Origin of the sequence: Pimelobacter sp. 30-1, assembly GCF_018831735.1 — a bacterium.
GTDB lineage: Bacteria > Actinomycetota > Actinomycetes > Propionibacteriales > Nocardioidaceae > Nocardioides.
Map to the genome: position 1 here is coordinate 28,594 of NZ_NHTS01000018.1, position 12,991 is coordinate 41,584.

General features: G+C 69.9%; 11 protein-coding genes. 6 read left to right on the forward strand and 5 right to left on the reverse strand.

What is annotated here, in order from left to right:
- Positions 1 to 174 precede the first annotated feature (174 nt).
- On the reverse strand, positions 175 to 1,161 hold the full coding sequence (locus CCO04_RS27695) for a CAP domain-containing protein (RefSeq protein ID WP_215817421.1): 987 nt from the start codon (positions 1,159 to 1,161) through the stop codon (positions 175 to 177).
- Between the two features lie 449 nt (positions 1,162 to 1,610).
- On the opposite strand from CCO04_RS27695, the gene CCO04_RS27700 reads away from it, so the two are divergent.
- Both CCO04_RS27700 and CCO04_RS27705 read left to right on the forward strand, forming a co-directional pair.
- Positions 1,611 to 1,925, forward strand: a complete 315-nt coding sequence (locus CCO04_RS27700) for a hypothetical protein (RefSeq protein WP_215817422.1) — start codon at positions 1,611 to 1,613, stop codon at positions 1,923 to 1,925.
- Between the two features lie 58 nt (positions 1,926 to 1,983).
- The gene (locus CCO04_RS27705) at positions 1,984 to 2,289 is read left to right on the forward strand and encodes a hypothetical protein (protein WP_215817423.1); all 306 of its coding nucleotides are present in this window, start codon (positions 1,984 to 1,986) and stop codon (positions 2,287 to 2,289) included.
- Between the two features lie 128 nt (positions 2,290 to 2,417).
- On the opposite strand, the gene CCO04_RS27710 is transcribed toward CCO04_RS27705, so the two are convergent.
- Entirely contained in the window at positions 2,418 to 7,499 is a 5,082-nt protein-coding gene (locus CCO04_RS27710) for a methyltransferase domain-containing protein (protein WP_215817424.1), read from the reverse strand.
- A 77-nt stretch (positions 7,500 to 7,576) separates the two neighbouring features.
- Positions 7,577 to 8,323: a hypothetical protein gene (locus CCO04_RS27715; protein ID WP_215817425.1), complete on the reverse strand. Its 747-nt coding sequence runs from the start codon at positions 8,321 to 8,323 to the stop codon at positions 7,577 to 7,579.
- 252 nt (positions 8,324 to 8,575) lie between these two features.
- On the opposite strand from CCO04_RS27715, the gene CCO04_RS27720 reads away from it, so the two are divergent.
- Positions 8,576 to 8,782, forward strand: a complete 207-nt coding sequence (locus CCO04_RS27720; RefSeq protein ID WP_215817426.1) for a hypothetical protein — start codon at positions 8,576 to 8,578, stop codon at positions 8,780 to 8,782.
- Positions 8,783 to 9,178: 396 nt separating this feature from the next.
- Positions 9,179 to 11,224, forward strand: coding sequence for a hypothetical protein (locus CCO04_RS27725; RefSeq protein WP_215817427.1), 2,046 nt, complete (start codon positions 9,179 to 9,181; stop codon positions 11,222 to 11,224).
- A gap of 251 nt (positions 11,225 to 11,475) precedes the next feature.
- Here the strand turns inward: CCO04_RS27725 and CCO04_RS27730 are convergent, their stop codons facing one another.
- Together CCO04_RS27730 and CCO04_RS27735 are read right to left on the reverse strand one after the other, a co-directional pair.
- Positions 11,476 to 11,868: a hypothetical protein gene (locus CCO04_RS27730; RefSeq protein WP_215817428.1), complete on the reverse strand. Its 393-nt coding sequence runs from the start codon at positions 11,866 to 11,868 to the stop codon at positions 11,476 to 11,478.
- Complete coding sequence (locus CCO04_RS27735) at positions 11,852 to 12,142, reverse strand: hypothetical protein (RefSeq protein ID WP_215817429.1); 291 nt, start codon at positions 12,140 to 12,142, stop codon at positions 11,852 to 11,854. The genes CCO04_RS27730 and CCO04_RS27735 overlap by 17 nt, the downstream gene beginning before the upstream one ends.
- Before the next feature lie 142 nt (positions 12,143 to 12,284).
- Between CCO04_RS27735 and CCO04_RS27740 the strand changes: the two genes are divergently transcribed.
- Together CCO04_RS27740 and CCO04_RS27745 are read left to right on the forward strand one after the other, a co-directional pair.
- The gene (locus CCO04_RS27740) at positions 12,285 to 12,566 is read left to right on the forward strand and encodes a hypothetical protein (protein WP_215817430.1); all 282 of its coding nucleotides are present in this window, start codon (positions 12,285 to 12,287) and stop codon (positions 12,564 to 12,566) included.
- Positions 12,563 to 12,880, forward strand: a complete 318-nt coding sequence (locus CCO04_RS27745; protein WP_215817431.1) for a hypothetical protein — start codon at positions 12,563 to 12,565, stop codon at positions 12,878 to 12,880. Before CCO04_RS27740 ends, CCO04_RS27745 begins: the two co-directional genes overlap by 4 nt.
- Positions 12,881 to 12,991 lie beyond the last annotated feature (111 nt).

Consider the following 12,991-nt stretch of genomic DNA (forward strand, 5'->3'; position numbering starts at 1 on the left):
ATGGACCCCGCCACCTGAGTTCCTGCCTGCAAGCTTTGATCTCGGGTGGCGGGGGTTCTTCAGTTTTCCGACATGACGTCGCAGCGAAGCGTTTCGTTGCCCCGACGTCAGGTCGACCTCATCTGCCGCCTGGTGCGACGGACGAGGAGTCTCTTTTGGGGACGACGTGCGGGGCTAGCCCGCGACGTTCGTGCAGTCCTCGTTCGTTGTACGAAGCACGACCGCCCAGATCTCGCTCTCGGTGCTGAATGCGAGTCCAACACCAGCCCACTTCATCGAGGGCGACATGAGGATGCCGCGGTGGCCCGGCGAATCCATCCAGGAGTCGACTACCCAGGTGGCGATCTGGGTCGCTGACCCCGATGCGCCGTAGTGCAAGGCCTCCAGGTGGCCCGGCGAATACCCGCTCAGCGGCGGGTTGCAGCCGAGCCCAGCCAGATCAGCCTTGTATCCCGTGACTGGGTCGCTGTCGTGTCCGTACGGACCGTCCTTGGTCGTCTCAGCCCAATCGTCCGCCAGCGGCTCCGCTGCCGAGAGGGTCTGGAAGGCCGCGAGGCTCTCCCCCGCTCGGCGCGCGTTGATCTCGGCGAGCACCGCGGCGCGGATCGCGGCCTTGTTGACCTGGGCGCCGAGCAGCTTCGACAGCTCGCGCTGCGCGTTCGCGCGCGCGGCCGCGTCGAGCGCACGGATGGTCAGAGTGCGGCCCTCAACGCGCGCCGACGTCACGGCGTTCTTGCGGGCCGTCTTCTTCGCCCGCGCCGCCTTGCGGTGCTTGGCGACAGCGCTCTTCGCGACCGAGCGCGCCGCCTCGGGACGCATCGTCAGCGTCACCGTCTCCGGCGCCGAGACGCCGCCGGCGCAACGGTCGACCACACCGGTGACCTTGTAGGAACCCGTGGTCGAGACGCGGACCGTCGCGGTCGCGCGGACCTTGAACATCCGCCCGACCTTGCGCACCTTGAACCGCAGCCGCTCGGGGTAGGAGTTCACAGCCCACGACAGGCCCTTGACTGTGGTCACCGACGCTGTCTGCGCGCACGCCGTCGTCTCCGCAGCAGCACGCGCCGGCGCTACCGCGCTGACGAGCGCGCTCATCACCAGGCCCAGCAGAACAGCGATCGCGACGCTGCCTGCTCCCGAAATCCTCCGCGTGTGATTCACGCGAACCAACCTAAGTGAACTTGTCACGACTTGCCACCGTTCCTGTTCGTTTGACCCCCGAATGCCGCCCGTGATCCATCTCGCACAGTGATCTGCGTAATGAGCACGGGTGTCATTACCCCCTCTTCTTCAGCCCTGGAAGTGCGGCCGGACGACGTCCAGGGGATCCAATCCCTTTCGTCGTCCGGCCCCACCTGGCGCAGCGCGTGGCGCCGGCGCCCCGTGCTGGTTCCTTGCAGTTCAAGGCCTCCCCCATAGGCGACCCGTTCCTGCGAACTCCAGCCCGTCCCCCGCTTCGCCGGGCCTCGACACCTCCTGGCGAAACGGGCAAGTCAAGGTACCATCATTCTTGTGTTAAAGACTAGAAAGAGCCTTGGTCCTTACGCGGATTCGCTCAACGGCACAATGACGCCGTGCCCGTCGTTGTCCGCCCCGACCCTCCGCTCCCTGTGAGTGTCGAGGTCGCGCTGCGGGTTCTGGGTTCGCAGGCCCTCGCCGCGCTCATCCGGCACTATCGGCTCAACCCCGGCTCCCAGGTCGACGCGGTCCGCGCGCTTGGCCTCACTGCCCCGATCGTCTCCGCGAACACGCGCATCCTCATTGACGCCGGCGTCGTCGTCGGACGACCCGAGAGCCGCGGGCGCCGTGCGGGTATCTACGCCGTCGATGAGGAGCGCCTCAACTTCCTCGTCGACGAGCTCAAGAAGTTCGTCGCCGGCGAAGAGCCGCGCACGCCGGGTCAGGCCGACGCCCCCTCGTCCTAGGGTCCCTGCATCGTCGCTGTCTCTCCGCCTCATCGAACATGTGTTCTATCGTGGTGGCGTGGCTGCCAACCCTCCGAAGCGCGACGCGTGGCGGCCCTACGACGACATCGTGTTCGTGCTCATCCCGAGCATTGGGCGGCTGAAGCCGCACCGCGGCGTGATCGTCGAGCTGCCGCATCCCTCGGACCGCAAGGGTCGTGCGCTGGTCTTCTACCGCGACGACACCTACGCCGAGAGCCAGTGGAAGTTCGGGCGCTTCCGCCGCAACGAGCTGATCCTGGTCCCGGTGGACCCGAACTGGAGCGGCGCGCCACCGTCGCTGCGCCGGCCACGTGGCGCTGCGAGTCCGATCGCCGGAGGCTAGAACCTAACCCCGCAGCGAGGAGAGGGGGGGAGCGCCGCGCGGCTAAGTGTCTGCTTCTGCTTTCTCGTTTAGCGGGCGTAGCGGGCATGTCGGGTCTAGCGGGTGTAGCGGACTGGTGTTGTGGGTGGTCAGCGGCCCAGGGGCCGGCCGTGCGGGCGTGGGTTCTCTGGAGCGCGGCTCACGCGCGCGTCGGCAGGGTCACCGGATGCCGTGCGCTGCGTTGGGTCGGTTGGGGCGGCCTGGCTGATGGTGCTCCCGGTCGGGCGGCGACCATGCCCCGATGCCTCGAGCGCTGCACGGGCAGCAGGGCTCAGCTCGGCCCCGCCGGCGCCAGGGGCGGATGGTGCCGCCTGCGCGGGCTCTGGTGGTGCGGCCTGGGCGGCAAGAGCCGCGTCGACCTCCTCGACGCGTGCTCGGGCAGTCGCCAGGTCCCCGGCGTGCGGGAAGGGGCGACCGATTTTGCTGTCGACGTCGGCGACGGTGCGGTGTGCCTCCGCGATCTCCGCCTCGTAGGTGCCGATCCGGCGCTCGATCGCGACGGCCTTGTTCTCGATGGCGCGGATGGTGCCCACGCTGGCGCTCTGGAGCTCACGCAGGGACGTACGGTGCTCGGAGCCGGGGACGTCGCGGAGCCCGACCATCACCATGTGGTCGCTGCCCAGCAGCGAGCGGTCGCCGGTGACGGTGACTTCGTGGCCGCCGAGGGTGCCGAGCGCTAGTGGCTCGTCGTGGCGGGAGGTCGCCAAGATGACGGGCTGGTTGCGTGTGGCCCACGCGGCGATCGAGGCGGCCGCGTCGGGCCGAGTGGTCGCCAGGTGTCCGGCGACCCTCATCGTGAACGCCTCGCCGGTGGTGTCGATGGTCCGCCCGGCTGCGGTGCGCAGCGCAGCCACCTCGCCTTCGCGGCGCTCGATACGCGCCTCGGCGCTGTGCCGGGTCTGGCGCAGGGCGGCCTGTGCGCGGTGGAAGGCGACCTCCTGGCGGCGCAGCTTCTGGTACGCGGCATCCGCGCTGGCCTTCTCCAGCACGAGCGGGTTGCCTGAGGCGAGAGCCTTCGCCTCGGCCGCCGAGAGGGCGGTGTCGCCGATGTCCTCGATCTCGCGGGTGTCGAGCCGGCCGCGCATCACCTGGGCGATGAAGGTCGCCTTGCGCCCCACGGTCTGCCACGAGTAGGCGTCGAAGGAGCGCTCGACGACGTAGCGGAACATGCCGACTTCGGCGTTCTGGTTGCCCTGGCGGATGCCGCGACCGTCGCGTTGCTCGAGGTCGGCGGGGCGCCACGGGCAGTCGATGTGGTGCAGGTCGGTCAGCCGCGCCTGGACGTTGGTGCCCACGCCCATCTTGCCGGTCGACCCGATAAGGACCGCGACGTGGCCGCTGCGCGCGGAGGCGAACAGCCGCGCCTTGGCGGCGTCGTTCTTCGCGTCGTGGATGAACCTGATGCCGTCGGGTGGCATCCCGCCATCGATCAGCTTCGCGCGCAGCTCGTTGTAGGCGTCCCAGCGCGTGGCGTTCGGCGTACCGAGGTCGCAGAACACCATCTGCATCCCGCCGCGGATCTCGCTCGGCTGTCCGGTGACCTCGTCGAGGTACACGTTGTCGCGGGTCGCCTCCCAGCGGGTGAGGATCTTGTTGGCGACCGCATCGAGCTTGACCGTCCCGGACTGGCGAGCGTCCTGGTCGACCAGCCGGAGGTCCAGCGCGGCCTTGCGGCCGTCGGTGGAGATGAGGAGCATGTTGTCCTCGGCCGCGCTCACCGCCTTGCTGGCGACCTTCTCGGCCCGATCGGCGATCTCGGCGATGTAGTCCTCCAGCTCGGGGGTGGGCTGGAGGACGACGGTCTCGATGTCGCGCTTGCCGTCGCTGGCTCGTGGCGCCAGCTCGGGCACCGGGAGGTTGAGATCCTCGGCCGTCTTGACGTCGGCGAAGACGTGCCACATGCGCAGCATCTCGGGGACGTTCTGGAACTTCGCGAACCGGGTCTTGAGGCGGAACCCGCCGGCCGGGCCCATCTCCATCTCGGTCACCTGGGAGCCGAACGTGGCTGCCCAGCCGTCGAACGACGTCACGCCGGCGGCCTCGAGGAGGTCGGGGCGCAGGTAGCGCTGCATGACGTAGGCCTCGGTCACCGAGTTCGCCAGCGGCGTCGCCGTGGCCATCGTCGCGACCCGGTCCCCGTGCTTGCCGCGCAGGTACTCCAGCTTCATGTGCAAGTCGGTGGCCTGCTGAGAGCCCTCGATCGCGGCGTCGCGCATGTTCGAGACGGTGGCCAGGTTCTTGTACATGTGCGCCTCGTCGACTACGAGGTAGTCGATGCCGGCGTCTTGGAAGTTCACGCCCGGGTCGCGCGGCATCGCGAGCGCCTTCTTGTGCCGCTCCTCGACGGCCAGGATCTTCTTCTCGATGCGCTTGACGCTCATGCTGTCCGCGCCCTTGGCCGCGTCCAGGCCGGTGCGCAGCTCGCTGAGCTGACGGGCGATGTACTCGGACTCGAAGTCGGCCGAGAGGCCGATCTTCTTGAACGCGCCCTGGGTCAAGATGATCGCGTCCCAGTCGTTCGCGGCCGCCCGGGCGACGAAGAGCCGGCGCTTGTCGCCGGTCAGGTCCGCCGTCGACGCGGCGAGCACCCGCGCGCGGGGGTAGGCCTGCAGCCACTCGCGCGAGAACTGCTCGAGCATGTGGTTGGGCACCACGACGGCGGGCTTGGAGACCAGGCCCATCCGCTTCATCTCGGTGGCGCCGCAGATCATCTCCAGGGTCTTGCCCGCGCCGACCTGGTGGAAGAGCCCCACCGAGGGCTCTGCGATCATCCGCGCGACCGCGGCCCGCTGATGATCGCGGAGCTGGATCGAGGCGGTCAGGCCGGGCAGCGTCAGGTAGTCACCGGCCGAGGAGTAGTCGCGCAGGCGGATCGAGTTGAACCGTCGGTTGTAGATCTCCGCGAGCTCGCTGGCTCGTTGAGGGTCTTCCCAGACCCATTCGCCGAACCGCTCTTGCAGGGCGTCGGCCTTCTCCTGCGCCGCGGTGGTCTCGACGGGGTTGATGACCCGCCGCTTGCGCCCATCGGGCCCCTCGACCTCGTCGGCGACCTCGACCCGCTTCTGCTCCATGAGTGCCTGGGCAAGGTCGGTCGCCGGCCGCCGGCCGGTGCCCCAGTCGTTGGTCGCGCGGATGCCCGCTCGCTGGCCGCGGACCTCCCACTCCCCTGGCAGCGGGTTCTCGACCCGCACGGTGGAGTCGTCGAGCAGCTCGGCCAGGAACTGTTGGTGCAGCTCGGCGCTGATCCAGACCGCGCCGAGGCGAGCCTCGATCTCGTCGACGCCGATCGGGTCGGGCAGCACCTCGCGCAGAGCGTCGACGTTGACCTGGAACCGGTCGTCGACGGCGGCCGCCTCGATCGCGGCGTCGAGCTTGGCCCGGACGTCGCCGGAGAGGTACTCCGGGGCGTGCACGAGCTGCCCGCTCTTGGGGTCGTCGTAGACCAGGTCGCCGAGCCGGGCGCGGGCCTCTGTCTCGTCGACGCCGAGGAGGCGTGCGACCAGCGGCAGCTCGACCCGACCGGTCTGGTCGAGCGAGAGCGCGATCGCCTCGGAGGGCGTCTCGGCGCCCTGCTGGACCGGCCGCGGGGCGCCCACGCGCTGCACGAGCAACGAGGACGGCGTGCTCGTCTGGGTCTCTTCGTCGAACCGCTCCAGCGCCCGCACGAGCGCGCTGTGCGGGTCCTGGCGGAAGGTGACCATCGAGCGTGGGGTGATCCGGGCCATCACCTCAGCCCCGCGCTCGGCCTCGCCGGTAGCCGGGTCGATCACCGCGGCGCCGGTCTCGGGGTCCGTGACCGGCTCGTAGCGACCCGTGCCGCGCAGCGCGTACCGGTTCAGCGGGCCGTACTTCTCGACGTAGGCGTCGTACCTGCTGCGCAGAGCCGACCGCTGCTCGGCCAGCGCCGAGGTGTCCTCGGCGTCGCGGGCCTCGGCCTCTAGCACGCCGCGGGCGCCGTCGCGCAGCTCCAGCAGGAGCCGCAGCTCGGCCGCCTGCGTCTTGGGCACCGCGAGCGGCTCCAGGCGGCCGCCGTGGGCGACCTGGAATCCCGCCGTCGCGGGGTCCGCGACGATCGTGCCGTCCCACAGGTCCGTGAGCTGCGAGACCGCCTCGGCCCGCTCGAGCGCCTGCTCCTCCCTCTCCTCGCTGAATCCCTGCCCGCGCTCGCGGGCACGGGACACGACGTCGGACAGGGCGAGAGCCAGTTGCCCTTCGAGCGCACCCAGGTCGCTGCTGACCACGTGCACGGTCTCGCCGCCGTACATGCCGGTGCCGACCCGCAGGGTGCCCAGGAGGTGATCGGGGTGCTCGTCGAAGTAGTTGTTGACCCGGACCATGACCGGGCCCTCAGGTCCCTCGACCTGACGCGGGCCGACCGTCTCCCACAGCAGGTCGCGCGGCGGGACGCCGTCCGCGCGACGCTGGAAGATGAGGATGTCGGTGACCGCCTCGGTACCGGCGGCCCGACGGTGGGCACCCGAGGGGAGGCGGACGGCGCCGACGAGGTCGGCCATCGCGTTCATCTCCCGGCGCGCCGCAGGGTTGGTGGCATCCATCGTGAAGCTGCTCGTCACGACCGCGACCATCCCGCCGGGGCGGGTCATGGCCAGCGACTTGATGATGAAGTGGTTGTGCATCGAGTGCCCGCCGGCGTTATGGCGCGGGTCGTACAGCGCGACGTCGGCGAACGGGACGTTCCCGATCACCGCGTCGAAGTGCCCGCGCGGGAACCGGGTCTCAGCGAACGACTCCGTGCGGATGTCGGCCTGCGGGTACAACCCGCGTGCGATCGCCGCCGTCGTCGGGTCCAGCTCGACGCCCACCATGCGCGCTGTCTCGGGCGCCATGCCGATGAACGTCCCCGATCCACAGCCCGGTTCGAGCACGTCTCCGCCGTCGAACCCAAGATCGCGCAGCGTGATCCACATCTGGTCGACGTAGGACGCATCGGTGTAGTGAGCGTTGATCGTCGTGCGTCGCGCCGCGTCGTAGGCCTGCTCGTCGAGCAGACCTCTCAGCTCTTCACGCTCCGCCGCCCACTCGGGGCGCTCGTCGTCGAAGACCTGCGGGATCGCACCCCACGACGACCACCGAGCCAGCACCTGCTGTTCCTCGGCCGTCGCCGGCCGCGCTGCGGCCTCGATCTGGCGCGACGTCGCGATCGCGGCCACGTTCGCCGCGAACCGCGCCTTCGCGCCCGACGGCGCGAGCTGGCTCTGCGCGTGCGGCCGGAAGACCGGCCCGAGGGCTACGCCTCGGTCGCGGCGCTCTCCGGCGGCAGGAACGGAGCCAGCGCCTGAATCCGCTCGCTCAGCTCCGCCTCGCTCATCTGCGCCGGGTCGCGGTCCAGCCGCACCAGCTGCAGCAGCGCCAGAAGCCGATCCTGCTGCTCCTCCTGCTCCTCGCTGAGCAGCGGCTGGCTCCACCCCTCCCGCTCGGCTTCCTCGGTCGCCTCCGCCGTCAGCCGGGCGAGCTGCTCCTCGAGCATCGCCGGCGAGGGCAGCAGCCCCAGCAGCGTCTCCAGCTCTTCGGCCCGGCTCGACGGTTCCGCCGTCACCGAGTAGACCAGGTCCGTCAGGACCAGTTCCTCGGCCTGCCGCTGGAGCGTCCGAAGCTGCGCGACCCGGTCCAGGTACTCCAGCTCCGCCGGCAGCCCCTGCTCCAGCCGATCCTGCGTCGACGCTACCTGAGCGGCCACCGTCTCCCCCAGCGTCGTGAAGTACGCCGCCGGATCCTCCAGCGCTGCGTACCGCGTCGGAGCGTGGGTCCTCCAGTGCGCCTGCGCCAGCAGCCCGTACCGGTTCATCGACGAGTTCCTCTTCTCCGCCATCCGCCGCAAATAGGTCGAGAGCCTCTTGATCTCCCGCTCGGACACCAGCCGCCGGCGGTCGCGGCGCAGGCGCCCGCGACGGTCGCCGGGACCGGTCGACCCGCTGGACTCGATCGTCCGCGGCCGACTCGGGGGTGCCCCAGAGATCGAACGCCAGCTGCTCATCGCCATCCGCTCCCGCCACGCGCCACCCCTCGGTCCTCCCGGTCCCCTCGATCTTTGCATGGGTTCCCTACCTTCGATGAGCGGCTTCTTCACGGCGGCCATCACCGACCCGCAGCGAGCCCGAGCGAGCCGGCGCAACCACGGTCGGCGAGGTACAGCAGTCTGCGCGCGGCCCCAACCTGAGCCGAGCGACACGCCCAAGCCTCCCCCAAATCCGCTTCTGTAACAGTTACGTCCGCAAGGATGGGCGACATGCCCCAGCCGCACCGTGGAGAACGTGTCCTTCTCGGGACCCGTGTCCCTGAAGACATGGGTGAAGCTGTCAAGGCCGTCGCGAAGCGCAAAGGCTTCCGATCGGTCAGCGATTACCTCTTGGTTCTCGCGGCCCAGGACATCAACTACGACATCGCGGACCCCCGCGATGTGCACGCGCACCCGGAGCTGCCGCTGACCGGATGACGTGACTCGGGGCAGTGCCCCGAAAACGCGAAAGGCGACCGTTGCCCCGGTCGCCTTCGCTGAAGCTCTTAAACCTTCACGCTCCACTTGCCAAGGAGATGAACGAGGCGGCTATGCCGACTCACAGAAAGGTCGCTTCGTGCTGCCTACAGTAGACGACTCTGCCCGTTTTGCGGCACTCCCCCACGCGCTCGGATCGAAATTTTTTGGTTTCCTCCGGAGCGCGCGGTGAGCCGCCCCGTCGACCCCGCCGTCGAGGCGGCCCGCGAAGCCTGGGAACGCGTCGCCGTACGCCTCGCTGCCAACGGCCGCATGCGCGTCTCGCGCACCGGCAGGACGTTCGCGCGCCGAGGCGAGCGCGACGTCACCCCGGAGCTGCCCTCGCAGGTCGCCGCGGTGCTGCTGTACGACCAGCGCGGCTGCGCACCGGTCTTCGTGGTCGACCTCGACTCCAGCAAGGCCACCGCCGGCACCGTCGTCGACGCCGGCGTCGACGGCGTCGACGGCGTCGACGAGGACCTGGCCGCCATCGAGGCCCTCATGGACGACGCGGGCCTCAGCGCCCGCTTCTCCGACCGCTCCGTCAGCGGTGGCCGGCACCTGTACGTGCCGCTGCGCACGCCGGTCTCCTACTTCGAGGCCCGCCAGGTCGCGGTCGCGCTCGAGGAGCTGTTCGCCACCGTCGACGCGATGCCGATGCGGGGCCTCACGGACGGCTGCATCCGCCCTCCGGGCGCCTGGCACCGTCGCGGTGGCCACCAGGTCCTCGACGGACCCATCGAGGCCGCAGAAGCCGCTCTCGACGCCCCCAACGACGACACCGCGTGGCACGCCTTCGCCCACACCGTGCTCGAAGCTGCTGAGGCGGCGCGCGACGTGTCGCGGTCGGCCGAGCGCGACACGTCGCAGGTGGCCAGCCGCGACACCTCGACCACAGCCGCCGAGAACGACGCGCTATCTCAGCCCCCCGACACCGCCCGCACCACAGCGCTAGCCGCGCATGGTCAGACTGTTGCGCTATTCCCGCTAAACGGGATAGGCGAGCGCTACGAGGGTGCTGACACCCACGAAACACACGAGGCCGCCGGCACCGCTACGCGTCGCCACAGCAAAAGGGCGAGATCTCCCCTCTCCTCACCGGCTTCGGTCCCCCACTCCCCCGCGGACGCGGCAGGCGAGGAACAGCTCGAGCCGCTCCGCGGCTGGACCGAGCCCGCCGCCGACTACCAGCACATCGCACGCACCGGCGAGTACGACCCCGAGGAGTACCGCCGCGCCGACGGCAGGCCCGCCACCGACTCCGACGTCCGCCAGCGCCTCATCTGGTCCTGCGTCGCCGCCGGCTGGGAGTTCGGCGACGTCGTACGCCGCCTCCACGACGGCACCTGGCGCGGCCTGGCCGGCCTCTACGCGCGCTACAGCGACCAGCAGCGCCACGGCGCCCTGCGCCGCGACTGGCGCAAGGCCGTCGACCACGAGCGCCGCCGACGCCAGCGGCGCTCAGAGCGCGACAAACGTGCCTTCCACGCCCCGCAGGAGAGCCGTGTCCGCACAACCACCACTAGCGGTCGTAAGACACAGCGCGCGCGGGCACAGGAGGCCAGCAACAGCACGATGACTCGGTCCCAGGTCGAGCGGTTCGTCCGCGAATGGCTGGCGGCAGTCGAGCTGCTGAGCCAACCGACCAGCGACCTCACGGCCAGAGCCGTCCTGTACACCTTCGCCGCGCTAGCGCTCAGCAAGGGCACCGTCGAGCTCGACGTAGGGAACCGCAGCCTCGCGATTGGCGCCGACACCGACAACGGCACCGTCAGCAGGCTCCTGCGCCAACTCCTCAACGAACCCAGCGACCGAGCCTTGCTCGACCACGTCCAGAACGGCCGCGGCATCCACGCCCACGTCGTCGCCCTGCGCATCCCACCGCTGCTCGCCCCCGCCTGCGCGGCAAAGCCCTGGCGACGCGGCCGCATCCACGGCATCCGAGCCGCCTTCCGCGAACTCGGCCGAGCGGCCGCGTTCGTCTACGACGTCCTCGAGCAGCTCGACGAGCCCGCCGGCGGCCGCGACATTGCCGCCCGGGCCCGCCTGAGCCCGTCCGCGACCTACGAAGCGCTCCAGGCCCTCGCCGCATGGGGCCTCGCGACCCGCGTCGACGGCGGCTGGACCCTCGGCGATGCCTCGCTGGCTCACCTGGCCGAACTCTTCGGCATCGACGAGGCCGTCCGCGCCCAGATCCAGCGCTACCGCGACGAGCGCCGCGCCTGGTGGACCTGGCTCGTCGACCACGGTCTCCTCGACCCGGCCTGGATCGCCCGACGCACCGCTCCCCCACCACAAGCCGAACATCCACCCCCGCCAGCCCCAACGCGATGGACCGACGACACCAGCTGCGTCGAACTCCTCCAGCGCGAGCTGGACGCCGTCGTCATCGCCGCCGGCTGACCTGCGCATCCGTGTCTAGCCGGTTTAGCCGGTTTAGCCGGTCTATCTGAGATAGCCCGTTGATCCCCGACGGGGTGCGCCGGGGGCGTCGTAGGCGTCAGCACCCTCGTAGCGCTCGCCTATCCCGTTTAGCGGGAATAGCGCAACGGTCTGACCATGCGCTACTAGCGGGCTGATGCGAAGAAGGCGCCGAGGAGAGGGGAGCCGGCCGAGGCCGGGCGGTGCTGAGCGCGCCACCCGACCGACGGCGGTCAGCGCGTCTTGGAGTGCGTAGCGATGTACTCCTCGGCCGCCGAGCGGAGCACGGCGGAGAAGGGACGACCCTCCTCCTCGACCAGGGCGAGGAACCGCTCATCGAGCATCGGCGGAACCCGCAGCCGCCACGACACCGACGCCTTTCCCTCAGGATCGAGCGCCGGACGGCCGCCGACGCTACGGATCAGGTCGCGCTCCTCGTCGGTCCCGGCCGCCTCGAGCAGCATCGCGCGCGCGGCGGCGCGGGTCTGCGCCGTCCCCTCGTGCACCACCACATCGGCGGGAAGCTCGTAGTCGTCAGCGCCGACCTTCGCGGCCAGCGCAGAGCGCTCGCGATCCAGGCGCTCAGCCTCAGCGCGCATCTGCCTCTTGTTAGTCATCGTCGTCATCACTCCTTACGGCTTCCTCGGCCCGCTTCAGGGTCTTCTCCCGCAGCGGCATGACGTGAAAGATCTCCAGGTCCCGCGGTGGGGTACGGGTGAGCATGACCTCCAACATCGGCCCACCGAGGCTCGCCGGACCGATGTACAGATCGGGCCGCCGCTCCCCCACCCGTGGCTCATCGAACTCAGGGACGAGGTAGTGGTGATTCATCACCGCGTACAACGCCTCGTCACGGGGGACGCCGTGCTTGTCAGCACTGTCTGTCCACCTGATCGCCATGACGCAATCGTATCACAAAACCTCAGGTTTCGGGATACAAAAGGTCGAACATTTCCGGGCGTGAACTCTAGACCCAACGCGCTAGTCACGCTAAACTAGACATATCACAAAGCACAGAAACATCACACCATCAGGAGGAAGCATGACCACCACGCAGACCGCCGAGACGACCGAGGCCACCGTGACCCTCAAGGTCAGGATCGAGAACTACAGCGCCCAGGGCGAGGAGGTTCTCGCCTACGAGACCGCGACGGTGCCCGCCCTGCCTCGCGGAGCGAGCGCGGGGGACCGCCAGAACTGGTTCGACGACCACCTGTTCGCCTTGACGGGAACCGGTCAGACCACGGGGGACTGGTGCTACTTCCTGACCATCGTGGAGGCCAGCGACGAGGCGCTGATCGGCCAGAGCTTCGAGTGGCTGTGACGATCGACGTCAGCCGCACCGGCGGACGCGGCGGCCTGCTCTGCCGCGCCGCCGGTTGCGACGGCAACCCGCTGCGCCCGAGGACCGGCTGGCACCTGGTCACTGTGCTCCTCGACGGAGACCGGTTCAAGGGCCTGCACGCGTTCGTCTGCAACGCCCACCTCGAGGAAGCCGAGCGGGCCCTCGCTGAGGCCATGACCGATGAGCCGCTGCCGTGGGAGGTCGAGACCTTCCGAATGTACGGCTGGGAGGACGACGGGCGCGGCGACGTCTACATCACCGCCAGGGGCGGGGGAGACCTGACCCTCTTCTGAACCACAGGCCCGGGCGCGCGGCCCCCAATGACCCGCCGTCGCGCCCGGGCCCGCGGGCCGCCCCGCGCTAGTCCCGCTCAGGCCGCTATGCCAGACAAACCCGGCATCGAG

Coding starts and splice junctions, on each gene's coding strand:
- CCO04_RS27740 (WP_215817430.1), top strand. CDS start 12,285: ATGACCACCACGCAGACCGCCGAGACGACCGAGGCCACCGTGACCCTC.
- CCO04_RS27720 (WP_215817426.1), top strand. CDS start 8,576: ATGCCCCAGCCGCACCGTGGAGAACGTGTCCTTCTCGGGACCCGTGTC.
- CCO04_RS27735 (WP_215817429.1), bottom strand. CDS start 12,142: ATGGCGATCAGGTGGACAGACAGTGCTGACAAGCACGGCGTCCCCCGT.
- CCO04_RS27715 (WP_215817425.1), bottom strand. CDS start 8,323: ATGAGCAGCTGGCGTTCGATCTCTGGGGCACCCCCGAGTCGGCCGCGG.
- CCO04_RS27730 (WP_215817428.1), bottom strand. CDS start 11,868: ATGACGACGATGACTAACAAGAGGCAGATGCGCGCTGAGGCTGAGCGC.